The following is a 25,747-nucleotide window of genomic DNA, read 5'->3' as shown; positions in this document are numbered from 1 at the left end:
TTTTCAGAAGGAAGTATAATTTTATTAACAAAAGTTTCCGTTTGGCTTATAAAAAGAGGAGGATGTAGTATGAGTGAATCTAGAAATATTTTTTATCCACAAACAGAAATCACAACTGTTTTAGTTCCCGTAACACGAGGCTGTTCATTTAATCAGTGTGCATTTTGTTCCATGTACAAAGAGGAAACATATGAAGAGGTGACGCTTCAGGAGATCGAATTTGAATTGATGAATGGAGAAACTTATACCGAACGTGTATTTTTGACAGGAGCAGATCCTCTTTCTGTTGGATATGAAAAAATGATGCGTATTTTAAAACTGATTCAAAAGTATTATCCGTACTGTGGATGTGTGGCTATGTATGCAGCTGTCCGAACAATAAACAATTATACTGTGGAAGAATTGAAACAGCTTCATGCGGCAGGGCTTAGACTTCTATATATAGGGTTTGAATCGGGAAGCGATGAAGTTTTGAAGAGCATCCGAAAGGGACATACCGTAAAAACAGCGATTGCTGTAGGGAAAAAATTAAATGAAGCAAGACTGCCATTCAATGCGATTGTCATGTATGGGATTGCAGGGGAAGGAAATTCAGAAGAGAACGCAAAAAAGACTGCAGAGATGTTAAATCAGTTTTCGGCAAGTAAGATCATTACTATGAATTTAACAGTATTTGCAAGTACAGAACTTGCAAAGATGGAACAGGAAGGGATGTTTGTGCAGGCTAGTATCAAAGAAAAAATATCCGAGGTGAGAATTCTTTTAGAAAATCTTGATATGAAAAAAAGAACTGAATTTGATACGACACATGCCACAAATATTATAAAGTTATTGGGAACTCTGCCGGACGAAAAAGAAATACTGTTAGAGAAAATCAAAAATAGTACTATGAAAAAACTTAAGGATGATAAAAAATAGAGAAAATGGATAGAAGCGGATGAAGAGGAGGGAACGGATGAGAAGAAAAAGATGTACGCTTTGTGGTGGGAAGCTGGTTAATGGAATTTGTCAGGAATGTGGACTGGATAACAGAAAGTCAGACAGTAGATATCAGACCCGAAATGGGACACCGCATTGGGGGAACGAAACGAACGAGAGAGGAAAGGTTCAAATTCCAAAAGAAAAGACTGGGAAGAAAACAGAGTTACAAAAGGCAAAATCTTCTACGATTGTCCAGGCAGAAAAGAAAACTTCCGGGAAAAAAGGTCCAAAGATATTTGCGGGGATCATTCTTTTTTTATTTCTGATCAATATAGTCTCCTCGCTTGTAGGAGAAATTCAGAAATTTTTTATGGAAAGAAATTATCAAGTGAAAGATGAGTCTGATCCATCTGCACAGACCGATGCAGTACTGAAAGAAAAGGGCGCATTTTATGAAAATCAGCTGGTACAAGGGGAGTATGTTGTCGGAGTGCATATTCCGGAAGGAAAATATACCATAGAATTGATGGAAGGGTATGGCGGAATGCAGGTATTGGACATGGAACATAACATCTATGTCTACGAGTTTTTTTCAGAAGAGTATGAAGCGGGAACAGATTTTATTACAGAGTGTGAGGATGTGAGGTTATTTGCGGGAGCGACAGTAAAGATCCTATCTTCTGGAGTACGGCTTCGCTTTTCATCAGAAAATGCACAGATAGAGGAAATGACCGGAATCAAAAATCCACTGACCGAACAAGTGCATCTGAAAGCAGGGGAGAAGCTGAGGGCAGGAAAAGACTTTGAAGCGGGAGTTTATAATTTGTATTATGAAGGGACCAAAGAGAGCGAATATGGGACGTTTGCGTGGCTGGTTCCCGGCACAGTTACCGAGGAGGCGAGAAAAGAGTATGATGCCTATACGGAAGTTGTGTTTGTAGAAGACAGACTGAGTGAGGTTGGAGGACTTCATTGCTGCAATATTGTACTTCCGGAGGATACGGTCATCTATTCCAAAGGAGTGGGCGTACGTCTTGTTCCAAGTGAAGTGATCGTGTCAGAAGATTATGCATCAGCTTATGAATATATTGATACAGAAGAATAGAAATAGAACAGAAACTTGCAGATAGGGAAAAGAAGGGAAACTCTGGGATAAACTCAGACATTGCTTGACAAATATCTTTCCAGCCAATAAAATAAGACGTATGTTTGTAAAACATACAGGAAGATGCTGATATGCAGGCATTTGCAGCATCATTATTTATTTTTTATGAGGAGGAGCAGGATGAATCCGATTGTAGAATTTAAAAATGTCAGCAAGACATTCTATACAAAAAATGGTCCGTTTCAGGCGCTGAATCAGATTAATCTCGCAATCCAGGAAGGAGATATTTTTGGCATTATCGGTCTGAGTGGTGCGGGAAAAAGTACGCTTGTCCGGTGTATCAATTATCTGGAAGTACCGACAGAGGGAGAAGTACGGATTGCAGGACGCGATCTTGGGAAAATGAATCAGAAGGAACTGCGGAGACAGAGGCAGGAAATCGGGATGATTTTTCAGAATTTTAATCTTCTGATGCAGCGCAATGTGCTGGATAATATTTGTTTTCCGCTGGAAATTGCAGGAGTGAAAAAAGCAGATGCAAGAAAGCGTGCAGAAGAGCTGTTAGAGATTGTAGGATTAAGCGATAAGGCGAAGTCTTATCCATCACAGCTGTCAGGAGGACAGAAGCAGAGAGTGGCGATTGCCCGCGCGCTTGCGACAAATCCAAAGATCTTACTCTGCGATGAAGCAACAAGTGCACTCGATCCGACGACAACAAAGGCAATCCTTGCACTGTTAAAGGAGATCAACCAGAAATTTAAGATTACAATTGTGATCATTACCCATGAGATGGCGGTTGTAGAAGAAATCTGTAACCAGGTTGCAATCGTTGATGCGGGAAAACTTGTGGAGACAGGAAGTGCGACAGATGTATTTTCCAAGCCACAGACAGAGATTGCAAAGCAACTTGTATATAAGGAAGAGGCAAATCAGCTTGAGGTAGGCGGAAAGAGATATGTCCGTGTTGTATTTGACGGAAATTCTTCGTTTGAACCTGCCATTGCGGATATGATCTTGAATTGCAGAGTCCGCGTCAATATTATGGGGGCGGATATGAAGAATATCGATGGGAAAGCATATGGTCAGATGATCTTACAGATGCCAGATGAGGATGTGAAAGCGCAGCAGGCAATTCATTATCTGGAAGAGAGAAATATTATTGTAGAGGAGGTCACCGCACATGGAAACACAGGAACTCATTAAAATGCTCGCGGAAGGTTCGGTTGATACACTCTATATGACACTGGTATCAACGGCACTTGCATATGTGATTGGATTTCCGATGGGAATTGCTCTGATCGTGACAAGAAAGGATGGCTTAAAACCAATGCCGGCGGTGAATCGGATTTTGGATATTTTTGTAAATATTTTAAGATCTATTCCATTTTTGATCTTGTTGATCGCAGTGACCCCTCTGACAAAACTGATCGTCGGAAAAAGTTATGGATCTACCGCTACAATTGTCCCGCTCGTTATTGCAGCGGCACCATTTATTGCGCGTATGATCGAATCTTCTTTGTTGGAAGTAGAACACGGTGTTGTGGAGGCTGCATTAAGTATGGGAGCTTCCCCGCTTAAAATCATTGTGAAAGTATTGATCCCGGAGGCGAAGACATCATTGATCGTAGGATGTACAATCGCACTTTCAACGATCCTCGGGTATTCTGCAATGGCAGGAGTTGTTGCTGGAGGTGGACTGGGTGATATTGCGATTCGATACGGATACCATCGATATCAGACAGACATCATGTTGATCACAGTCATTGTACTTGTATTGATCGTGCAGATTTTACAGGAAGTCGGAATGCAGATTTCCAAACGGACAGATAAGAGAGTGAGAGGATAAAGACATGAAGAATAGAAATGCAAAGAGAATATTGGCAGCAGGAGCAGCTGCTGTGCTTGCAGTTGGATTGACTGCATGTGGAGGAAAAGAAAACAAGGCAGATGATAAGACAATCACGGTGGCGGCTTCCCCGACACCACATGCTGAAATTTTAGAGGCGGCAAAGGATCTTTTAAAAGAGAAAGGATATACACTGGAAATCAAGGAGTTTGATGATTATCCGCAGCAGAATGTTGTTGTGGATGAGGGAGAGTTTGATGCAAATTATTTCCAGCACCAGCCGTATTTGGATAATTTTAATGAAGAGAAGGGATCGGATCTGGTAAGTGCTGCAAAGATTCATTATGAGCCGCTGGGGATTTATCCAGGAGCATCCAAAGACCTTGAGAATATAAAGGACGGAGCAAAGATTGCTGTTCCAAATGATGCGACAAACGAGGCGAGAGCGCTTCTGCTTCTGGAAGAAAATGGAATCATCACATTGAAGGAAGATGCGGGATTGAATGCAACTAAGAAAGATGTGGAAGAAAATCCTCATAACATTGAGATTGTAGAGCTGGATGCCGCACAGATCGCGAGAGTGGTAGAGGAGCTGGATTTTGTCGTATTAAATGGAAATTATGCGCTGGATGCAGGATTTAATGTGCAGACAGATGCAATTGCAAAAGAAGAGGCAGATTCTGAGGCTGCTCAGACTTATGCGAACATTATTGCAGTGAAAAAGGAAAACAAAGATAGTGAGAAGATCAAAGCACTTGTGGAAGTACTTCAGAGTGAAGAGATTGGAAAATTTATCACAGACACTTATGAAGGTGCCGTGGTACCGATGAAATAATAGTGAATACAAGAGAGGACAGTGTTTCCGGCAAATAGTAGGACTGTTCTCGAAATATTAAAAAGCTGCCTGCAGCATGGGAAACGTTCCATAGTTGCAGGCAGCTTTTCTGTTAATGAATCCTGCTATTTAACAGGATATTCTAGGATATAATCATCCATTACAAACCCGCCGCCGATCTCGCTGACTTGTTCTCGTGTCTGAATGAATCCAAAGTGTTTATAGATGGCGAGAGCAGACTCATTGCCACGGTTACAGGTCAGCCAGATTTTATCAAGGGAACGGACTTTACAAAGTTCTATCAAATTTTTCATAACTTTAGAACTGATGCCATTTCCACGAAAATCTTTGTGAATGTAAAGTTTGCTGAGGAAAAGACTTCCATTTTCTTCATGTACCCCAGCAAAACCTGCGAATGTATAGTCGTGAATCAGCAGAAAATATTCATATCCATTTTGGATCTGCTCAAAAATAGAGTCAAAAGAAAGAAATTTCTCAAGCATATAATCAATCTGCTCTTCGCTGATCAGAGCTGGAAAATATTCATGCCAGATTTCTTCCGCCATTGTTGCCACATTTAAAATAAGTTCTTCATTTGTTACCGGTAAAATTCTTAAATCATCCATTGAAAATATTCTCCTTTATCCATATCACATATAGCGATTATAACATGAAATGACAAAAGATGCATCGCACATTTGTGAATTTATTCATCTTTTGTCAAAAGATCATCGATCAGAAAGAGAAGATGTTCTTGCTGTTTGCTTGTCAGGTTCATGAATTTTTGTGTAAGTTCCTGAGAAGTTGCAGGATTTTTATCAGATTCATCGAAAAAATCTCTCGGATGAATTTTCAGAAAATCACAGATATAAAAGAAAGCACTCATGGAAGGAAGAGCTTTTCCGTTTTCGATTTTATTGATATAACTTTCGCTCTGCCCGAGTGACAGGCTCATGTCCCTTGCCGAGATTCCCTGTTTGTTTCGTAGTTGTGTCAGTCGTTTGTAAAATAATGTGAAATGATCCATAGCTCTAAATCTCCTTCGTAAAAATGTATGTTATCGTTTAGTAGAAAACCACATCTGACTGAAAATGATTTCCAGATTTTCTCTATACTGGAGTTCCATGCAAAATACCTGTCTTTAGAATTATAATCTATAGAAAGTTGAAAAATAAAGAATTAAAGTATGGAAATAGAATGAAGTGAGGAATTGAATTCTATTTTATGAGAAGGTAGATGGAACAAGATAATAGAAAAAAACTATAAAAGCATACAATTATAGAAAATGTCGAAAAATATAACTGAATTATATAAAAGTGTTGAAATATATAATATAATTCCCTATACTTAAAAAGGATATATACTATCGAATTTTGAGGAGGAAAAAAGAATGAAAAAAAGAATGATGAGCATTTTGCTTGCTACTGTATGTATCTTCAGTATAGGTTTGACAGGATGCAGTGGGAAGGAAGAAAAGAAAGAGGAGAAAAAAGAAGTAACAACTTTAAAGATTGGGGCATCACCAAATGTGATAGAAGTTGTTCATGCTATGGAAGACAGTTTAGAAAAGGAAGGATACAAATTAGAAGTAGTAGCATTTGATGACATTAAGCAGCCAAATGTGGCATTAGATGAAGGGTCTTTGGATGGAAATCTTTATCAACATAAGCCATTTTTAGATTCCTTTAATAACGATAATGGAACAAAATTAAAATTTGTAGAACCGTTATTTGGTGGGTTTACTGCATTATATTCAGAAAAATGGAATTCTGTGGAAGAAATTCCTGAAAATGCTAAGATAGGTATTTTCCAGGATGCAAGTAATCAGCATAGGGCGTTGGTATTAGGAGAAGAGGCAGGATTATTTACTTTGGGGGAACCTTCTAATAATGGAATGTACACGTTGTTGGATATTAAAGAAAATCCAAGAAATCTTGAGTTGGTTCCGTTAGATACTGGTGGATTGAATCAAGGACTTACGGATTTGGATGGGTGCTTTAATCAGGGAACATCTATGTTTCTCGCAGAAAAGGATCCTACATCATATATTGCCATTGAAAAAGATAATTCTAAATTTGCAATAGGTCTTGTTGTCAGAGAGGAAGATGAGAATGCAGAGTGGGTTGAGCCGTTTTTGAAAGCATTTCGAACAGAAGATACAAAAAAGAAAATCGATGAATACTATCAAGGAAGTTATGTATATTTTGACTAAACGAATGGACAAGAGAATATGATAGAAGTTTCGGGATTAGAAAAGAAATACGGTAAACTTCAAGTATTGGAAAATATTGACCTGGAGATTAAAAAAGGTGAAATTTTTGGGTTGGTTGGCTTGAGTGGTGCCGGAAAATCGACACTTTTAAGATGTATCAATGGGTTGGTACCTTATGATGGAGGAAGTCTTAAAGTACAGGGGATTGAAATACAGAAATTAGGAAAAGCGCAATTAAGAAATTTTAGAAAAAATATTGGGATGATTTTTCAAAACTTTTCATTACTGGAACGGTGTAATGTGTATGAAAATGTGGCTTTTCCTATGAAAGTATGGAAAAAGAATTCGGTGGAAACGGATGAGCAGGTAAGAAAAATGGTTCGGTTAGTAGGACTAGAAGACAAAATAGAAAGTAGACCGAGACAGTTATCTGGTGGGCAAAAACAGCGTGTTGCCATTGCAAGGGCAATGGTGACAGAGCCTGAAATTTTGCTCTGCGATGAGGCTACGTCTGCTTTGGATCCGAAAACAGCTACTTCCATTTTGAATTTATTAAAAGAGATTAATCAGAAAATGGGAGTCACGATCATTATTGTCACTCATCAAATGGAAGTAGTAGAACAAATATGTGACAGGATGGCTCTTTTACAAGCTGGAAAAATTATATTGAAGGGAGAAGTAAAACAGCTGTTTTTGGAAAATTCAGAACCATTAAGAGAGTTGCTTGGAAGAAAACTTACTTTTGAGCCAGGGGTGTTTATCAGAATATTAATAGAAAACAAATCGAATTATAGGAAGTTTTTTTACGAACTATCTAGTGAGATGAAAATTGCATATGAAATATGTGATGGAGGAATCAGAAATTTTAAAGATGGTTCTGCGTTCTTGGGCACATTAAAAATTGAAACCAAGGACAGTGATGAGTTTATGCGATACTTGAAAAAGAAGAAAGTTTTGTTTGAGGTACAGGAAAATGGGGCATAGTTTTGTTGAATTGGTGGAACAAATTATCTATCCAGCAGTAAAGACAACACTGTATATGGTTACAATTGCGACAATATTTTCGGCAATATTCGGATTCATGATTGCCATACTTTTATATGTGACAAGGAAGTCAGGTCTACATCCTAATGTAGGGGTATTTACTGTGATAAATACGATTGTCAATGTAATCAGGTCATTCCCATTTGTTATTTTGATGGTCTCGATTATTCCATTTACACGATTTTTGGTTGGAACAAGTATCGGTAAAAATGCGGCTTTAGTGCCTCTTACAATCGCATCGGCACCATTCATGGCAAGACTATTTGAAACAAGTTTTGAAAGTGTGGATGAAGAGGTAATAGAGGCGGCAAAAGCTTGTGGAGCTTCCAATATTCAAATTATATTCTGGGTAGTTATAAAAGAATCCTTTCCGCTTTTAGCACAAAATCTTACGTTGGCTATGATTTCTATTCTTGGGTTTTCAGCGATGGCGGGTGCTGTGGGAGCAGGAGGATTAGGCTCGGTTGCATTGATGTATGGATATCAGAATTTTAATGATTCTATCATGTATGGGACGGTTATCATCTTAATTATACTTGTACAATTCATTCAGTTTGTAGGAAATAAGTTATGTGATTATTTGAAATAGTGGAGAAAATTTATGGAGCAGATAAAAGAGATACCAAAGGAAATGCTGACTCCAAGAGAACGGAGTGTTCTATATGGAATAGGGAAAGAAGTAGACCATATTCCATATTCTTTGATTGGTACAGAAGCGGCGGCCGAATTGTATGGGGTGGATATTCGAAAGACATATACGGATATAGAAACGGTGATTGCCCTGGAAAAAAAGATGGTGGATGATTTTGGAATTGGATGCATGAGTATAGGACCACGTTTAAAGGGAATTGCCGAGGCATTAGGAGCTAGCATGAAATATCCGAAAAATAATATGTATTTAATTGAAGAGCCGTTAATTTCAGATTATAAAATGCTAGAGAACATGCAGGTTATCAACCCTTATACTGATGGGAAAATGCCTATAATGCTCAAAATGATGGAGCAGCTACAAAAGCAATTTGGAGATTATGATATTTTAAAAAGTGGTGTTTGTGGTCCTATGACATGTGCGTTATCTTTAAGAGAGGCAGGAATGTTTTTAAGAGACTTAAAAAAACAGCCTGAAGAGATGCATCATTTGTTACAGTTTAGTTTAGAGTGCATAAAGGCTTGGATGAAGGTTGTATACGATGAATTTGGATGTGTATGCAGCATTGCAGATCCAGCTTCCTCTATGAATTTGATAGGAAAAAAGCATTTTGAAAATTTTTCTAAACCGTATTTAAAAGAATTGGTGGTATGGGCAAAAAGTTATATGGGAAAGAGTCCTTCGATTCATATTTGTGGAAAAAGTAGAAAAGTATGGGATGATTTAAAAGAAATTGGTTTTTCAGCTTTTAGTGTGGATAATTGTGAGGATCTTTTCGAATTGAAATTACATTTAGGTGGAGAAATGGCAATATCAGGAAATGTTCCTCCGGTAGATGTATTGAAAAATGGAGATATATTTTCGGTAATACAAAGTGTGAAAGAATGTATTGAAAAGGCTGCGAATAGCCCTAAAGGATACTTGTTGAGTGCTGGCTGTCAAATTCCTTTAGGAACCCCAAAAGAAAATCTTTTAGCATATATTTATGCAGCAAGAAAATATGGGAAAGATGCAGTGAAAGGGAAGGGATGTAGAAAGATACCTTAAAGGGAATTAACTTATCTGGGCAACGAGCACTATAAAAAATAGCGCCTCACTCTATGAGCGGCGCTATTTTTTATGGTATTTGGACTTGCTTTCTATTTTGTAAGCAACATCATAATTTCATTGCTTCTGTTGATGAATGCTGTCATCTCTTCTGGATTTAACGGCTTGTTGCTCAGCATTGCAAGATCAAATAACTGCTGGCAGAACAGATTTACATGTTCTCCGTCTTTATTATTTAAGACATATTGTACCAGTGGATGGTTTGCGTTTAACACGAGGGTCACATCTGTGCCGAACATGCCAGCATCCATACCGTACATGTTGTACATTTTCATCATTTCCTGCATACGACGAGACTGTTCAGAAAGTGTCACCATAGAAGCGACATTTTCATTTTTCAGTTTTTCCACTTTGACTTCCAGTTTTTCGTTATTCAGTGCCTTGCGGAAGATGTCTGTCAGTGTTTCAGTGTTTGACTTAAAGGTTTCTTCCTCTTCTTTGGCAACCTCTTCTTTGAAATGGTCAGTCAAATCTGCATCGATACGCTGGAACTGGACATTTTCATTACGCTGTTCTAACTGTGTAATGAATGGAGAGTCAATATTGTGAGTCAGGAGTACCGCATCAAGACCTTCTTCCTTGAACATATTGATGTACTGGCTCTGCTGTTGCTCATCAGTTACATAGTAGATAGTCACTTTCTCAGGTTCTTTTGCATCTGCATCGTTGTCAGAGTGATTAGAAGTATTTTCCTCTGCGGTTTCTGTGGAAGTTGTTTCCTCTGTCACTTCTTTTGCAGGGCTGTTTTTCTCAATACATTCTTTTAAAGTGAGGTAGTCATGGTCAATGTTTTTGAAAAGAATGTAATCGCTCATCTTATCGCAGAATTTCTCGTCTTTTAAGCAGCCGAATTTAATAAATGGACTGATATCATCCCAGTACTTGATGTAGGATTCTTTGTCTGTCTTACACATTCCGCTTAATTTATCTGCGACTTTCTTTGAAATATAATCAGAAATCTTGTGTACAAATCCGTCATTTTGCAGTGCGCTTCTTGACACATTCAGAGGAAGATCCGGACAGTCGATCACACCTTTTAACAGCATTAAGAATTCTGGAATGACTTCTTTGATGTTGTCTGCGATAAATACCTGGTTGTTATATAATTTGATCGTACCCTCAATGGATTCGTACTCTGTGTTGATCTTCGGGAAGTAGAGGATACCTTTTAAGTTAAATGGATAATCCATATTTAAGTGGATCCAGAATAAAGGTTCCTTGTAATCCATGAATACTTTACGGTAGAATTCGATGTAGTCTTCTTTTGTACAATCATTTGGATGTTTGGTCCAAAGCGGAGTTGTATCACTTAAAGAAACCGGACGTTTGTTGATCTTTACTTTGTCAACAGCAGGGGAAACTTCTACCATTTCTTTCTCGCCGTTTTCATTTTCTTTTTCTTCCATTTTGGCTTCTTCGTGGATCCGTTCTACGATGACATCGTCTTCTTTTAATTCTTCTTCTAAAATAGTCTCATATTCCTGCTCTGCATTTGCGTTGGATAAGAAAATCTCTACCGGCATGAAAGAGCAGTATTTTTCGATAACTTCACGGGCACGGTATTCATTTGCAAATGCAAGGCTGTCTTCGTTTAAGAACAGTGTAATCTCTGTGCCGACTGTTGTTTTATTGCCATCTGTCAGATCGTATTCGGTTCCACCATCGCATGTCCAGTGTACTGGTGTAGCCCCTTCCTTATAGGAAAGTGTGTCGATGTGTACTTCGTCTGCTACCATAAAAGCAGAGTAGAATCCAAGACCGAAATGCCCGATAATCTGATCTTCATTTGTCTTATCTTTGTACTTTTCTAAAAATTCTGTTGCGCCGGAGAATGCAATCTGTGTGATATATTCTTCGACTTCATCAGCAGTCATACCAATACCGTTGTCGATGAATTTTAAGGTTTTTTCTTCTGGATTTACAATTACCTGAATAGTGGCTTTATAGTCATCCGGGAAAGTATATTCGCCCATGACTTCCAGTTTTTTTAGTTTTGTGATCGCATCACATCCGTTGGAAATCAGCTCACGAAAGAAAATATCGTGATCGGAATACATCCATTTCTTTATAATTGGAAAAATGTTCTCACTGTGAATAGAAAGATTACCATGTTTTGCTGCCATGTATAACACTCCTTTTTTATGATTTTCATTTGATATCTATGTTCGATTCCGGGAAATTCCCGCGATAACTACATATTAATACTGGCAAATTGAAATGTCAATAGAAAATTAGCACTCTTTAAAGAAGAGTGCTAATAAAAATATAAAAAAGATAAAGTTTTTATAAAATGACGAAAATAGATCTGGGAAGCAGGTACAGTTTTTTGACTGCTGTGTTACAGCACTTCAAATGGCATTTGTTTTTGTTTGAAAAATCGCTGTACCATCGTATCCCAGGCATGTTCGAGTGATTTGTCCATCATAAACGTATTCATGGAAGTTCCGGTTACACAGTGGAGTGTACTGCCGTCAAAGGATAAGTTCAGGTAAAGTCCGCGGACATCTTCTGGAGAAAATGAAAGTCCTTCCTGTACAAGAAGACGAGAAGTATTTTCGCCCGAAAGGCAGAAAACAAATTTAAATCCGAGCGGTGTCTTTTTCCCTTTGATGATAGTGTAACAGAGTGTACGCACTTCTTTCCACAGGGAGTACTCACGGGAAGAGAAGCGGGAGAGGGCTTCTTCGGTATCAAAAAAATCTTTTTTCAAGTATCCATCGAGGTGGAATGTATTAAAGGTTGTAATGTCTCCTTCTATAAAAAGGAAGGCATCGAAGATGTCCGAGAGGAGCAGTTTGCTCATGCAATCCCGGACTTCCAGCATATGTAGTGCGATCATAAAATAAAATCACCTCCTGAGTAAATTTGTGTTTTGGGTAGTATCTGCATCAAAAAGCAGAGGGTATTAAGTTGTTTTCTTAGCCATCGATTTTTTCAACAACAGGATTCCAGTAAGTAATGTGAATAGTTCGGCAAGCGGGACAGAAATCCAGATTCCGTTCAGACCTAAAAAAATCGGTAGAATTTTCACAAAAATAATACTTAAGACACATCCACGCATCAGGCAGAGTGTGAGAGCATAAACCGGTCTTATCGTTGACTGGAAGTAACCGATGAGAAACATGTTCACTCCAGTGATCAAAAATCCGATAAAGTAAAGGCGAACAGCAGCCGGCGCCAGAGCAAGTACTTGTGAATCTGGATTCAGGAAAATGTAAGTAAACAGATTCGGGACAGTAAGACCAAGCAGTGTTGGTATAGCACAGATGAACAGTGCTGTACGCAGTCCTAATTTACGGACATGATCGATCCGTTCCTGGAATCCTGCGCCGAAATTTGTAGAGATGATCGGCTGTGCTGCCTGACAGATTCCGTTTGAGAGGCAGGTCACAACAATTGCAGTGTTGGAAATAATACCATAGACACTGACACCGAGATCTCCCTGATAGCGCAGCAGCTGTTGGTTGAAGAAAAAAATTACGATTCCTGAAGACAGGTCGATCAGAAAGCTGGCAAATCCACTTTTGAAAATATCGGAACCGAAAGAACTTCGGATTTCTGAAAAACAGAAATGTAAGTGATTGTGTTTTCCGAAAAAATGGATCAGCAAGATCAACACGGTCAGAATAGAGCCGCACACAGTGGCAATCGCAGCTCCTGCCATTCCCATCTGGCATGGATATACAAGAATATAGTCAAAGATGACATTAAAAATTCCTCCGGAAACAACAGCGGTCATTGCAAGTTTTGGCGCTCCATCGTTTCGGATAAAGGTTTGCAGAAACGAAGAAAAAGCAAAGACCGGAAGACTCCATGTAATATAAGGAAGATAGTCCATCACATAAGGCAGTGTGACATCGGTTGCTCCGAGAAAGAGGGCAATCTCTTTTGTAAAAGTGTTGCAGATGATCATATAGATGATGCAGGCAAGAACATTTAACAGAAAGGAAAGAGAAAAATAGGCATTTCCTTTTGAATGTTCCCCGTGCCCGCGGCAGATGGACATCATGACAGATCCGCCAACACCGAACAGGAGACCGGTGCCAAAGAAAAGATTGTAGACGGGGAGTGCAATATTTAATGCTGCCATCGCGTCGGTTCCGATTCCTTTGCCGATAATAATAGTGTCTGCCAACACATAAATAGACGTTACCATTGTACCGCAGATCGATGGAACAAGGTAACGGAAAAAGAGCTTGGAAATAGGCTCTGTCGTAAAATTGTTTAGGTTCATGTGCAGGTGTCTCCTTTGTAAAATTTTGCCGGAAACAAAGCAGTGTCCGGCATCACTAACAGTATAACATAATTGAAGAAAAAAGCTACCAGAGATTTGACTTTTAAAGAAATTGCCAGTATGATTAAAGTATTGCGAAAGACATCCGTATGGATGTCGGAAGAGTCATAGATGATCCGCGTCAGAAAGATGCACATACAGAGGATCATCTGTGCAGAAAAAGGAGGAAAACAGACATGGAACAGAACAAATATGTGGATAAATTACTGAAATTGACAAAAAGTGCAACATCGCAGTTCCATACGGTGTTGGAGACAAAGAAACAGCTTGAGGAAGCTGGATTTGAGGAAGTGGCTTTAAGAGAAAACTGGGATCTGAAGCGAGGCGGAAAGTATTTTATGGTTCATCATGATTCTACGATCTTTGCATTTACGATCGGGGAAGAATTTGAAGGTGAAGATGGGTTCCGTCTGGCTGCATGTCATGGAGATTTTCCAGGATTTCGTATCAAACCAAATCCAGAGATCGTGACAGAGGGATATGTGCAGCTGAACACAGAGGTATATGGTGGAGTGAACTTAGCAAGCTGGCTGGACCGTCCTCTCTCTATCGCGGGAAGAGTGGTATTGCGCTCAGAGGATGTTTTCCATCCGGAAGTCCGTTTGGTTGATTTTAAGCGTCCGTTGCTTACAATTCCGAACATTGCCATTCATTTACAGAAGGAGATGAATCAGGGGGTAGAACTGAACCGTCAGACACAGATGATTCCGCTTCTTGGAAAACTTGCAGAAGGTGAGAAAAAAGAAGGATATTTTGCAAATCTGCTCGCAGAGGAGATGGGCGTGAAAGCAGAAGATATCCTGGAATATGAACTGAATGTTTATAATTTTGAAGAAGGCTGTCTGACAGGGGCGAAAGAAGAGTTTATTTCTGCGCCGAGGTTAGATAATCTGACTTCTGTACAGGCACTTGCAACTGCGATCATCGATGCAGACAGAACGAAAGGAATCAACTGTGCGATCGTCTATGATCATGAAGAAATTGGAAGCAGAAGTAAGCAGGGAGCACAGTCTACGCTGATTGTGACAATTTTAAAGAAAATCTATGCAGCTCTTGGATATTCTGAGACGGCGTTTTCTAATGCGATTATGGATAGTCTTTTGATTTCAGCAGATGTGAGTCATGCGATACATCCAAGCTATGCAGCAAAGAACGATCCGACAAATAAAGCAAAATTAAATGAAGGATTTTGTATCAAGGAGGCATGTTCTCAGGGATATGCGACAGATTCTGAGGCGATCGCAATCGTGCAGCAGATCTGTGAAAAAGAAGGAATTGCTTATCAGAAATTTGTCAATCGTTCTGACGGAAGTGCAGGAGGAACATTAGGTTCTATCGTTTCTGCAATTCTTCCGGTGCGTACAGTGGATATGGGAATTCCGATGTTTGCAATGCACTCCAGCAGAGAGTTTATGGGGAGAGAAGATCAGGAGAGCCTTGTAAAATTTATGACAGCCTATTTTTCACTGTAAAAAAACACATGAAAGAATGTTACATAATTGTAATAGAAAGAACAGACATTTGTAATATTATAAATTTATAATACTATTCTAGAGCGTGTGTTCGGAGGACAAAGAGTAGTAGACAGATTTTGACAGAGTGTGTCTGGAGATGGATTTTGCAGAGTCGTGCATGAGCGTTTTCGGGCACATTTTGTATGTCTAAAACGGAATAGCGCTAGAAGATAAAAGATAAGGGGTAATCAGATGAGAAAGGATGTAAGAAAAATTGCGATCGGAGGCGTGTGCGTGCTTACCGGTGTGGTTCTCATATTTGGAATCAAAAAGGGGATAACTGTTCTGAAAACGGAGAAGACAGAGACAAAAAAAGGTGTGGAAGTGATCAGGAAACTGGAGCAGGCAGATATTTCACAGATCGAGGGGAAGATATTGGAGTTGGAGAGAAGTGAGATGGAGGCGAATCCGGAACTTTACAGTCAGTCAATGAAAGCAAGATTTTCCAATGCACTTGTGTTAGGGGATTCGATCACAGAAGGATTTGTGGAATACGATTTTCTGAGAGAGTCTTCAGTCATTGCAGAGCTTGGAATGAAAGTGACAGATGTGACAGAGAAACTTGATACGATCCGAACACTGAATCCACAGACTGTTTTTTTATCTTACGGAATGAATGATATTGCAGTAACCGGTGGAGATGCGAAAGTATTTAAGGAGAATTATAAAGAAGTACTGGAGGATATCAGGGAGATCCTTCCAGGTGCTGCAATCTATATTAATTCTATCTTTCCGGTACAGCAGATGAAGATAGATGAGTCGCCTGTGTATGGATCATTAGATACATTTAATCAGACTCTGCGGGAACTGGCAGAGGAGGAAGGCGTGACATTTATTGATAATACAGAGATTGTAAAAGAAGAATATTATGAGCCGGATGGGGTACATATGACTTCTGAGATCTATCCGCTGTGGCTTGTAAATATGGCGGAGGTGGCAGGCCTATGATGAGGAAGATTCACAGCAGAGAGAGAAAGAATGGACTGGATGCTATTTTTATTACGCAGATGATACTGATCGGAATATTGGTTTTGTACGTTGCGGTACTGCTTTTTAGAAAAGGTGAGAGTGATACCCCGTTTGCAGAGATGGAGCAGGCGGTGGAAGGAGTACTGGATAATTCTGATATGAAAGAAGCCGATCATAAAATGTTCCGGCGCAATTATCGGTTAAATGCAAATGATTATGATGGAGTAATGCTCTGGTTTCGAGAGGGGACAATGGAAGTCGATGAGATACTTGTCGTGAAACTGAAGTCCAAAGAGCAGTCCGATACCGTTGTCGAAGCTATCGAAGCGCGAAAAAAATCCAGGAAGGAGAGCTTTCAGGGATATGGGGCGAGTCAGACAAAACTGATTGAAGATTCTATTATAGATGTAAGGGGAAATTATATTCTTTTTGTGATCAAGGAAGATGCAGAAAAGATCGATCAGGTATTTCAAAAAGCTTTGTAGAAGCGAAAACTTTCTGTCGGATGGGGACGAAGGTACTTTTCAGGAGTTTCTGAATAAGAAGATGGGATGAAAAAGAATATAAAAAGGGGACAAAAGAATGTTATTTAGTAGTATCGTTTTTCTATTTACGTTTTTGCCGGTCACGCTGCTTGTGTACTATCTTGTACCAGGCAGGCTGAAAAACATCGTGCTTCTGCTTGCAAGCCTTGTTTTTTATGCGTGGGGAGAGCCGGTATATGTGATTTTGATGGTGCTATCCATCTTGTTTAATTATGTGTCGGGAATTGATATTGAGCGGAATTTGGAGAATCCGTTTAAGGCGAAGCAGAGTCTGGTTATCGCAGTTGCAGTGAATCTGCTGATTCTTGGATTTTTTAAATATTATGGATTCCTGATAGAGAGTCTGAATGCGGTATTGCCGGTGGAACTACCTTATAAAGAACTGGCACTTCCAATTGGGATTTCATTTTATACATTCCAGACATTGTCTTATATTATTGATGTATATCGCGGCAAGGTACAAGTACAAAAGAATCTGATTTCCTTTGGCGTGTATGTGACGATGTTTCCACAGTTGATCGCAGGACCGATCGTAAAGTATTCAGATGTGGAGATGCAGCTGCGGGATCGAAATATTACGATGGAAAAATTTGGAGATGGTGCCATCTATTTTGTGCGGGGACTTGCAAAAAAAGTGCTGATTGCAAATATGACAGGGCTGGTCTTTACGAAAGTATCGGCAATCACATTTTCGGAGATGTCGGTTCTGACTGCATGGATTGGATGCATTGCTTATACATTTCAGATTTATTTTGATTTCAGCGGGTATTCGGATATGGCAGTTGGTCTTGGAAAGATGCTCGGCTTTGAGTTTATGAAGAATTTTGACTATCCATATCTGTCCAAGAGTATTACAGAATTTTGGCGCAGATGGCATATTTCCCTTGGGACATGGTTCCGGGAATATGTGTATATCCCGTTAGGTGGCAATCGGAAAGGAAGAGAACGGACGATTATCAATCTGATGATCGTATGGTTTTTAACCGGCCTGTGGCATGGCGCGAGCTGGAATTTCGTGATGTGGGGAATGTATTACGGAATACTTTTGATCATTGAAAAGTTTATGATCGGGGATCGGCTTGAGAAAGTTCCGGGGATGTGCAGACATTTGTATAGCCTTTTGTTTGTGATGATCGGCTGGGTATTCTTCTTTAGTCCGACACTTGGATTTGCGTGGAAGTATCTCGGCGTCATGTTCGGAGTCGGGGCAAAGACTGTAGTGGATTCTATGGGGATTTATCTGCTTATTACCAATCTTGCATTGTTTGCGATCGCAGCAGTCGGCTCTACGGCGAAAGTGCATGAGATCTTTGGTCGGATCGTCTATGGAGGATATAAGGTGCGGGCAGTTCTTGCATGTGCGATCTATGCAGGAATGTTCCTGCTATCCATCGCGTATCTTGTGACGGAAACCTACAACCCATTTTTGTATTTCAGATTTTAAGGGGAGACGGATGAATAGAGTAAACAGAAAGAGAAGAAAGGTCAGACTTTGGATGGCGCTTGGATTTATTTCCTGTATAGCGCTGTTAGTTCTGGCGGATGGGATTACAAAGGAAAGAAAATTTTCTGAGGAAGAGAACCGGATGCTTGCAACAAAGCCGAAGGCATCGGTGGAGACTGTCATGAGTGGAAAATTCATGAGTCAGTATGAAAAGTACAAATCAGATCAGTTTCTTGGTAGAGATTTCTGGGTAAGCCTGAAGACAAAGGCAGATCTGCTCCTTGGGAAAAAAGATTCCAACGGGGTTTTTAAAGGAGCAGATGGGTATCTGCTAGAGGAGATCAGCGTGCTTGATGAAGCCTCTTACAAGGAAAATATGGATGCAGTGACAGCATTTGCTGCGCGCTACCCAGATTTGAAAATGCATATGTTGATTGCACCGAATGCGGCAAATATTTTAAAGGAGAAACTTCCGGCATTTGCAGCAACAGAAGATCAGAATGCACAGTTAAAGAGGACAGAGGAGATTGTTTCAGCGGCGGGCATTCAATGGATTGATGCAGCAAAGACGTTAAACCAACATAAAAATGAAGAAATTTATTATCGTACAGACCATCACTGGACAACAAAAGGGGCATATTATGCATTTCAGGAGGCGGCAGGAGACCTGGGGATTTTGCAGGAGGAGATGACAGCATTTGTACCGCATACGGTCACAGAAGAGTTTAATGGGACACTGTCGGCTACAAGTGGTTATGAGCGGTCAAGAAGAGAGAACATCGATATTTATCTTCCAGAGAAAAATGATACAGAGGTTGTTGTCAACTATGTGGAGGAGAAGGAAAAGAGTGCTTCCATGTACAGTTCAGAGAAGCTGGAAGAGAAGGATAAGTATGGAATGTTCTTAAATGGGAATCATGCATTGGTAGACATTAAGACAACTTCGGAGAAGAATCGGAGACTGTTGATCTTAAAAGATTCTTATGCGAACTGTTTTGTGCCGTTTCTGACACCATATTACAGGGAAATCGTGCTTGTAGATCCGCGGTATTATTACGGGGATCTGGATGATCTCATTGAAGAAGACAGGATTACAGATGTACTGTTTTTATACAATGGAAATACGTTTTTTACAGACAATAATTTAAGTGGAGTGTTAGCGAGTGAGTAATCAGATAGAGAGAGAATTTGACGCGCCGAAAGAGTCGGTGCGGTTAAATAAATTTTTAAGTGAGGCAGGTGTCTGCTCGAGGAGAGAAGCAGATAGATTGATCGAGAGTGGAAGAGTCACTGTCGATGGCAGACGGGCAGAGATGGGAATGCGTGTCACGAAAGATCAGGAAGTGTGCGTTGGAAAGAAAGTGATACAGAAAAAAGACCGGATGGTCCTGCTTGCAGTCAATAAACCGACCGGAATCGTCTGTACAGAGGAAAAACGGGAGAAGAAAAACATTATCCGTTTTTTAAATTATCCAACGAGGATCACCTATATTGGAAGACTTGATAAGGATTCCGAAGGGCTTCTTCTTATGACAAACAACGGCGATATTATTAACAAGATGATGCGTGCGGGCAACTGTCATGAGAAAGAGTACAAGGTGACTGTCAACAAGGAAGTGACAAAAGAATTTGTTCGGAAAATGTCAGAAGGGGTACCGATCTTAGATACGGTGACAAGACCGTGCAAAGTAGAAAAGACTGGAAAATATAAATTTCGCATTATCCTGACACAGGGATTGAATCGACAGATCCGTAGAATGTGTGAATATTTTGGATATCAAGTGACAAGGTTGGAGCGGGTACGGGTGATGAATATCGAACTTGGAAATCTAAAAAGTGGAGAATACCGCGAAGTGACCGGAAGAGAACTGGACGAGTTATATGAACAATTGAAAGGTTCTTCCAACAACACAGTATATGAGGAGCAGTAGAGTATGGAACAGAAAAAGCAGAGAATGCAGGAACTGGTACAGCTGTTAAATCAAGCGGGGAAAGCTTATTATCAGGATGCAAAGGAAATTATGAGTAACCATGAGTATGACAGGCTGTACGATGAGTTACTTGTACTGGAGCAGGAACTAGGAATTACGATGGCGAACAGCCCGACCGTCAATGTTGGGTATGAAGTATTGAGTGAACTTCCGAAGGAGCGGCACGAGAAGCCGATGTTATCACTTGATAAGACAAAGGAGACAGACAGACTAAAAGAATTTGTCGGAGAGAAAAAAGCAGTGATCTCCTGGAAACTTGATGGACTTACAATCGTGCTGACTTATGAGAATGGAGAACTGAAAAAGGCGGTAACGCGTGGCAACGGTGAGGTCGGAGAAGTAATCACAAACAATGCAAAAGTGTTTCAGAATGTACCGCTTCGGATTGCTTACCGGGGAGAATTAATCCTTCGAGGGGAAGCGGTGATTGGTTATCGGGATTTTGAGAAGATCAATGAAGAAATCGAAGATGTAGATGCAAAATATAAAAATCCGAGAAATCTGTGCAGCGGCTCAGTGCGTCAGCTGAACAATGAGATTACAGCGCGAAGAAATGTACAGTTTTACGCATTTTCCCTTGTCAAGGCGGAGGGAGTGGACTTCCAAAATTCAAGGAATATTCAGCTTGAGTGGCTGAAAGAGCAGGGATTTGATGTAGTGGAACACTATGAGGTGACAAAGGATACTCTTGAAGAACGTGTTCGATTTTTTGCGGAGCATATTGAAGAGAATGATATTCCGTCCGATGGACTTGTACTCACTTACGATGATATTGCTTACGGACAGTCTCTTGGAAGTACAGCGAAGTTCCCAAGAGATTCTTTTGCGTTTAAATGGGCAGACGAGATTCGGGAGACAACTTTGCGGGAAATAGAATGGAGTCCGTCAAGGACCGGACTGATCAATCCGGTGGCAATTTTTGATCCGGTGGAACTGGAAGGAACTACAGTCAGCCGTGCGAGTGTCCACAACTTAAGTATTATGGAAGAGTTAGAGCTTGGGATCGGTGACACGATTCAAGTATATAAGGCGAATATGATTATTCCGCAGATTGCAGAAAATCTTACGCGGAGTGGAATGGCTCCGGTGCCGGAATGCTGTCCGGCATGTGGCGGTGAGACAGAGATCCGTCAGGTCAGCGATACGAAGACATTGTACTGCACGAATCCAGACTGTGGGGCGAAGCATATCAAGGCGTTTTCCCTGTTTGTAAGCAGAGATGCGATGAATATTGATGGGTTGTCTGAAGCGACACTCGAGAAATTTATCACACGCGGATTTATCCGCCATTTCTCGGATATTTTTCATTTGGAGCGATATGGAGAGGAAATTCGGTCGATGGAGGGATTTGGGGAAAAATCTTACAAAAACCTTCAGGATAGTATTGAGAAAGCGCGGACAACTACACTGCCAAAGTTGATCTATGGGCTTGGCATTGCGAATATCGGGCTTTCCAATGCAAAGATGATCTGTCGTGCATTTGATTATGATGTAGAGAAAATGCTTCAGGCAGATGTAGAAGCGCTGAATGAGATCCAGGGAGTCGGTGATGTGATCGCGAGAGCTTTTGTTGATTATTTTGCAGTGGAAGATCATCGGGAGGAATTTTTCAGACTACTTGAGGAAGTGAAGATTCCAGAGGAAGAGACGACTCAGGAAGAACAGATCTTCGCAGGAATGAACTTTGTGATCACAGGAAGTGTGGAGCATTTTGCAAACCGGAATGAAGTGAAAGAGGTCATTGAGAGCAAGGGAGGAAAAGTGACCGGGTCTGTCACATCAAAGACGAACTGGCTGATCAACAATGATGTGGAATCAACATCTTCAAAGAATAAAAAAGCGAGGGAACTTGGGATTCCAATCATTTCCGAGGATACATTTTTGAAGATGATTGGAAATAATTAAGGAGAATTTATAGATTCTTAACTTGTTTCAGCGAAACGACTACGATATAATAGACCCATATATGGTAGAAAGAAGGAAAAAGTATGTCAGAAAAAGATTTGACGATAGACAGTGAGATCATAGATGAGATTACAGAAGGAAAAGAAGACAAACATGTGGAGAAGCATGGAAAAGAGCATCCGGATGTGCCGGACGATGCAGGATATGAAAAGTATTGTTCGCTTTGCAACCGCCCGGAGAGCATTGCGGGGAAGATGATCGAGCTTCCGAACAATATTACAGTATGTTCTGATTGTATGCAAAAGAGCTTTGATCTAATGTCGAATAGTAATTTTGATTATAGTAAGCTGATGAATATGCCGGGCGTGCATATTATGAACATGGCAGAACTTGAGAATATGATGCCAAAGGCGAAGCCGGTCAAGAAGAAAAAAGAAGGCGAGAAGAAAGAGCCTGCGCTGAATCTTAAAGATATTCCGGCACCGCATAAGATCAAGGCAAAATTAGATGAATATGTGGTAGGGCAGGAGCATGCGAAGAAGGCGATGGCAGTTGCTGTCTATAATCACTATAAGCGGGTAGCGACAGATACGATGGATGATATCGAGATTGAGAAGTCCAATATGTTGATGATCGGGCCAACCGGAAGTGGTAAGACGTATCTTGTAAAGACACTTGCGAGACTTCTGGATGTACCGCTTGCGATTACAGATGCGACTTCTTTGACAGAGGCCGGATACATTGGTGACGATATTGAAAGTGTTGTCTCAAAGCTTCTGGCAGCTGCAGACAACGATGTGGAGAAGGCAGAGAGAGGGATTATCTTTATCGATGAGATTGACAAGATTGCAAAGAAGAGAAATTCCAGCCAGAGAGATGTCAGCGGGGAATCTGTACAGCAGGGAATGTTAAAACTTTTAGAGGGAAGTGAAGTGGAGGTTCCGGTAGGAGCAAACAGCAAAAATGCAATGGTGCCACTTACGACTGTGAATACGAAGAATATTCTGTTCATCTGCGGTGGAGCATTCCCAGATCTTGAGGAGATCATCAAGGAGCGTCTGAACAAGCAGGCGTCAATTGGGTTTACAGCTGATTTGAAGGATAAGTGGAATCACGATAAGAACATCCTTGAGAAAGTGACTGCCGAAGATCTTCGAAACTTTGGAATGATCCCGGAATTTATCGGACGTCTGCCGATCATCTTTACACTTCAGGGATTGAATGAAGAGATGTTAGTCAAGATCTTAAAGGAGCCAAAAAATGCAATCTTAAAGCAGTATCAGAAGCTGCTTGCGCTTGACGAAGTCAAGCTGGAGTTTGACGAAGCAGCATTAGAGGCAATCGCGAAACGTGCCATGGAGAAGAATACTGGTGCCCGTGCGCTTCGTGCGATCATCGAGGAATTTATGTTGGATATCATGTATGAGATTCCGAAGGATGATAACATCGGACAGGTGACGATCACAAAAGAATATATCGAAGGAACCGGAGGTCCTGTCATCACACTCAGAGGACAGGCACTGCTTACGGGAGAATAGAGAATTCAGGACATTGAAGCATATTCAGTGTCCTGTTTTTATATGATGTAAAGATTGACAAAATTTGGAGGTTATGATGCCGGAAACGATAGAAATATGCAGAAGCAGAGCGCTGTCCGAAGAATACCGGGATTTTATTTTTGAAAGTAAAAGACCATATTTTCTTAATGGAATTTCAGGTGCAGAACTCTGTGAGCAGTATGTCGGGTATGAATATCACGTTGTATATATTGATAAGATGTTTGCAGATCCTATGTCTTTGGATCGGTTTACGTATGGGGCAATTCCGAAGTGTTATACTCTTTTGGATACAGAAGCGCTAAATGAGGCGGGGATCAGTCAGATTCAGAATTATCCTACACTGAAACTGACAGGAAAGGGCGTGATGATTGGGTTTATTGATACTGGTATCGATTATCAGAATCCAATTTTTCGAAATGTTGACGGAACCACAAGGATTGCGGGAATCTGGGATCAGACGATCCAGGAGGGAACTCCTCCCCAGGGGCTTGTCTACGGAACAGAGTATACAGAGGAGAAGATTAATGAGGCGTTACAGAGAGAGAATCCTCTGGAAGCTGTTCCATCCAAAGATGAGAACAGCCATGGGACATTTCTTGCGAGTATTGCGGCAGGAAGTGAAAACATTGAAAATCGATTTAAAGGAGCTGCGCCGGAAGCCACACTTGGCATTGTAAAGTTAAAAAGAGCCAAACAATATTTAAAAGATTTCTATTTGATCGGGGACGATGCAGAGTGTTATCAGGAGAATGATATTATGCTTGGAATCCGGTATCTGACCGATCTGGCAAAGAAGAAAAAAATTCCACTGGTTTTGTGCATTGCCCTTGGAACTAATATGGGAGACCATAATGGGACGTCTCCGCTTTGCAACTTGCTGGAGGTATCTTCCTACACTGCCAATATGGGAATTGTGATTGGGGGTGGAAATGAGGCGAATCAAAGACATCATTATTATGGGTTAATAGAAAATATGGCGGACAGTAAAAATGTGGAGATCCGTGTGGCGGAAGGTGTAAAAGGATTTTCGCTGGAGTTGTGGACCGAGATTCCGAATATCTTTGCGGTTTCCATTGTTTCGCCTGCCGGGGAGAAAATCCCCCTTGTGCCGGTGAGACAGGGAATCGGAACGGTCCTAAACTTTGTGTTTGAGAGAACGAGTGTCTATTTGGATTATAGGCTGTTGGTGGAGCGGACGAATTCCGAATTGATTCTGATGCGTTTTGCGGATCCATCCCCGGGAATCTGGAGAATTGTGGTGGAACCACAGCAGCTGGCGGATGGGATTTTTCATATGTGGCTTCCGGTTGCAGAATTTTTGACCGGAGATGTATATTTTCTGCAGTCAAATCCAGATACTACTATTACAGAACCTGGAAATACATCGGATCCGATGACGGTTGCAAGTTACAATGGGGCAGATAAGAGTATTGCCATCGACTCGGGAAGAGGGTATACTAGAGGTGGAAGACTCAAGCCGGAATTTGCGGCGCCCGGAGTAGATGTGACGGGTGCAGTAAGCCGTGGGCAGTTCACAAAGAGGACTGGATCCAGTATTGCGACAGGGATCACTGCCGGAGCGACAGCACTTCTGTTTGAGTGGATAGTTTATCAATTGGGCAGAACGAATATTGACTCGATCCAGCTGAAGAATCTGATGATTCTCGGTACAGAGCGTAAAGACACGGAAGTGTATCCAAACAGATCGTGGGGATATGGCAGCTTGAATCTCTACAATACGTTTGAACAGCTTCGGACATTTTAGGATGCAGATTGCACAAACTACATGTGTGACTGCATTCCAATA

At 40.7% G+C, this 25,747-nt stretch carries 23 protein-coding genes; 18 read left to right on the top strand and 5 right to left on the bottom strand.

The window, feature by feature from the left end; genetic code table 11:
- Positions 1 to 69 precede the first annotated feature (69 nt).
- The 5 genes from EDD74_RS01335 (at position 70) to EDD74_RS01315 (ending at position 4,707) form a co-directional block, all read left to right on the top strand.
- A complete protein-coding gene (locus EDD74_RS01335) occupies positions 70 to 918 on the top strand; it encodes a radical SAM protein (protein WP_116441767.1) in 849 nt (282 codons plus the stop codon).
- Between the two features lie 37 nt (positions 919 to 955).
- Positions 956 to 2,026, top strand: a complete 1,071-nt coding sequence (locus EDD74_RS01330) for a hypothetical protein (RefSeq protein ID WP_116441768.1) — start codon at positions 956 to 958, stop codon at positions 2,024 to 2,026.
- Positions 2,027 to 2,206: 180 nt separating this feature from the next.
- Positions 2,207 to 3,229: a methionine ABC transporter ATP-binding protein gene (locus EDD74_RS01325; RefSeq protein ID WP_008976394.1), complete on the top strand. Its 1,023-nt coding sequence runs from the start codon at positions 2,207 to 2,209 to the stop codon at positions 3,227 to 3,229.
- Entirely contained in the window at positions 3,207 to 3,872 is a 666-nt protein-coding gene (locus EDD74_RS01320; RefSeq protein WP_008976393.1) for a methionine ABC transporter permease, read from the top strand. Before EDD74_RS01325 ends, EDD74_RS01320 begins: the two co-directional genes overlap by 23 nt.
- 4 nt (positions 3,873 to 3,876) lie before the next feature.
- Positions 3,877 to 4,707 carry a MetQ/NlpA family ABC transporter substrate-binding protein gene (locus tag EDD74_RS01315; RefSeq protein ID WP_116441769.1) on the top strand — a complete coding sequence of 277 codons (831 nt, stop codon included), beginning with the start codon at positions 3,877 to 3,879 and terminating at the stop codon, positions 4,705 to 4,707.
- 125 nt (positions 4,708 to 4,832) lie between these two features.
- Here the strand turns inward: EDD74_RS01315 and EDD74_RS01310 are convergent, their stop codons facing one another.
- Together EDD74_RS01310 and EDD74_RS01305 are read right to left on the bottom strand one after the other, a co-directional pair.
- Positions 4,833 to 5,333, bottom strand: coding sequence for a GNAT family N-acetyltransferase (locus EDD74_RS01310; protein WP_116441770.1), 501 nt, complete (start codon positions 5,331 to 5,333; stop codon positions 4,833 to 4,835).
- 80 nt (positions 5,334 to 5,413) lie between these two features.
- Positions 5,414 to 5,734 carry a helix-turn-helix domain-containing protein gene (locus EDD74_RS01305; RefSeq protein ID WP_008976390.1) on the bottom strand — a complete coding sequence of 107 codons (321 nt, stop codon included), beginning with the start codon at positions 5,732 to 5,734 and terminating at the stop codon, positions 5,414 to 5,416.
- Between the two features lie 363 nt (positions 5,735 to 6,097).
- Between EDD74_RS01305 and EDD74_RS01300 the strand changes: the two genes are divergently transcribed.
- Genes EDD74_RS01300 through EDD74_RS01285 form a run of 4 tightly spaced genes read left to right on the top strand, consistent with a single transcriptional unit; the run spans position 6,098 to position 9,659 of the window.
- A complete protein-coding gene (locus EDD74_RS01300; protein WP_008976389.1) occupies positions 6,098 to 6,919 on the top strand; it encodes a MetQ/NlpA family ABC transporter substrate-binding protein in 822 nt (273 codons plus the stop codon).
- A gap of 18 nt (positions 6,920 to 6,937) precedes the next feature.
- On the top strand, positions 6,938 to 7,903 hold the full coding sequence (locus EDD74_RS01295) for a methionine ABC transporter ATP-binding protein (RefSeq protein WP_116441771.1): 966 nt from the start codon (positions 6,938 to 6,940) through the stop codon (positions 7,901 to 7,903).
- Positions 7,893 to 8,552 (top strand): methionine ABC transporter permease, encoded by a 660-nt coding sequence (locus tag EDD74_RS01290; RefSeq protein ID WP_008976387.1) that lies wholly within the window; start codon positions 7,893 to 7,895, stop codon positions 8,550 to 8,552. Before EDD74_RS01295 ends, EDD74_RS01290 begins: the two co-directional genes overlap by 11 nt.
- A 12-nt stretch (positions 8,553 to 8,564) precedes the next feature.
- The gene (locus EDD74_RS01285; protein WP_116441772.1) at positions 8,565 to 9,659 is read left to right on the top strand and encodes a uroporphyrinogen decarboxylase family protein; all 1,095 of its coding nucleotides are present in this window, start codon (positions 8,565 to 8,567) and stop codon (positions 9,657 to 9,659) included.
- A 92-nt stretch (positions 9,660 to 9,751) separates the two neighbouring features.
- Here EDD74_RS01285 and htpG read toward each other — a convergent pair whose 3' ends face one another.
- The 3 genes from htpG to EDD74_RS01270 form a co-directional block, all read right to left on the bottom strand.
- On the bottom strand, positions 9,752 to 11,842 hold the full coding sequence (htpG, locus tag EDD74_RS01280) for a molecular chaperone HtpG (protein ID WP_116441773.1): 2,091 nt from the start codon (positions 11,840 to 11,842) through the stop codon (positions 9,752 to 9,754).
- A 215-nt stretch (positions 11,843 to 12,057) separates the two neighbouring features.
- Complete coding sequence (locus EDD74_RS01275) at positions 12,058 to 12,558, bottom strand: DUF5721 family protein (RefSeq protein ID WP_008976384.1); 501 nt, start codon at positions 12,556 to 12,558, stop codon at positions 12,058 to 12,060.
- Positions 12,559 to 12,624: 66 nt separating this feature from the next.
- Positions 12,625 to 13,953, bottom strand: coding sequence for an MATE family efflux transporter (locus tag EDD74_RS01270; protein ID WP_008976383.1), 1,329 nt, complete (start codon positions 13,951 to 13,953; stop codon positions 12,625 to 12,627).
- 236 nt (positions 13,954 to 14,189) lie between these two features.
- On the opposite strand from EDD74_RS01270, the gene EDD74_RS01265 reads away from it, so the two are divergent.
- The 9 genes from EDD74_RS01265 (at position 14,190) to EDD74_RS01225 (ending at position 25,705) form a co-directional block, all read left to right on the top strand.
- A complete protein-coding gene (locus EDD74_RS01265; RefSeq protein WP_116441774.1) occupies positions 14,190 to 15,485 on the top strand; it encodes a M18 family aminopeptidase in 1,296 nt (431 codons plus the stop codon).
- A gap of 234 nt (positions 15,486 to 15,719) precedes the next feature.
- Positions 15,720 to 16,475: an SGNH/GDSL hydrolase family protein gene (locus tag EDD74_RS01260; RefSeq protein WP_116441775.1), complete on the top strand. Its 756-nt coding sequence runs from the start codon at positions 15,720 to 15,722 to the stop codon at positions 16,473 to 16,475.
- Positions 16,472 to 16,981 (top strand): DUF4358 domain-containing protein, encoded by a 510-nt coding sequence (locus EDD74_RS01255; RefSeq protein ID WP_008976380.1) that lies wholly within the window; start codon positions 16,472 to 16,474, stop codon positions 16,979 to 16,981. Before EDD74_RS01260 ends, EDD74_RS01255 begins: the two co-directional genes overlap by 4 nt.
- A 97-nt stretch (positions 16,982 to 17,078) precedes the next feature.
- Positions 17,079 to 18,485: an MBOAT family O-acyltransferase gene (locus tag EDD74_RS01250; RefSeq protein ID WP_116441776.1), complete on the top strand. Its 1,407-nt coding sequence runs from the start codon at positions 17,079 to 17,081 to the stop codon at positions 18,483 to 18,485.
- Between the two features lie 10 nt (positions 18,486 to 18,495).
- Positions 18,496 to 19,656, top strand: a complete 1,161-nt coding sequence (locus tag EDD74_RS01245) for a DHHW family protein (protein ID WP_242990136.1) — start codon at positions 18,496 to 18,498, stop codon at positions 19,654 to 19,656.
- A complete protein-coding gene (rluF, locus tag EDD74_RS01240) occupies positions 19,649 to 20,416 on the top strand; it encodes a 23S rRNA pseudouridine(2604) synthase RluF (RefSeq protein WP_008976376.1) in 768 nt (255 codons plus the stop codon). Before EDD74_RS01245 ends, rluF begins: the two co-directional genes overlap by 8 nt.
- Before the next feature lie 3 nt (positions 20,417 to 20,419).
- Entirely contained in the window at positions 20,420 to 22,381 is a 1,962-nt protein-coding gene (gene ligA, locus EDD74_RS01235) for an NAD-dependent DNA ligase LigA (protein WP_116441777.1), read from the top strand.
- Positions 22,382 to 22,464: 83 nt separating this feature from the next.
- Positions 22,465 to 23,919 (top strand): ATP-dependent Clp protease ATP-binding subunit ClpX, encoded by a 1,455-nt coding sequence (gene clpX, locus EDD74_RS01230; protein WP_008976373.1) that lies wholly within the window; start codon positions 22,465 to 22,467, stop codon positions 23,917 to 23,919.
- A 76-nt stretch (positions 23,920 to 23,995) separates the two neighbouring features.
- On the top strand, positions 23,996 to 25,705 hold the full coding sequence (locus EDD74_RS01225) for a S8 family peptidase (RefSeq protein WP_116441778.1): 1,710 nt from the start codon (positions 23,996 to 23,998) through the stop codon (positions 25,703 to 25,705).
- Positions 25,706 to 25,747 lie beyond the last annotated feature (42 nt).

This window comes from Faecalimonas umbilicata (assembly GCF_004346095.1).
Classification (GTDB): Bacteria; Bacillota; Clostridia; order Lachnospirales; family Lachnospiraceae; genus Faecalimonas; species Faecalimonas umbilicata.
This window is presented reverse-complemented; position numbering and strand designations above follow the sequence as displayed.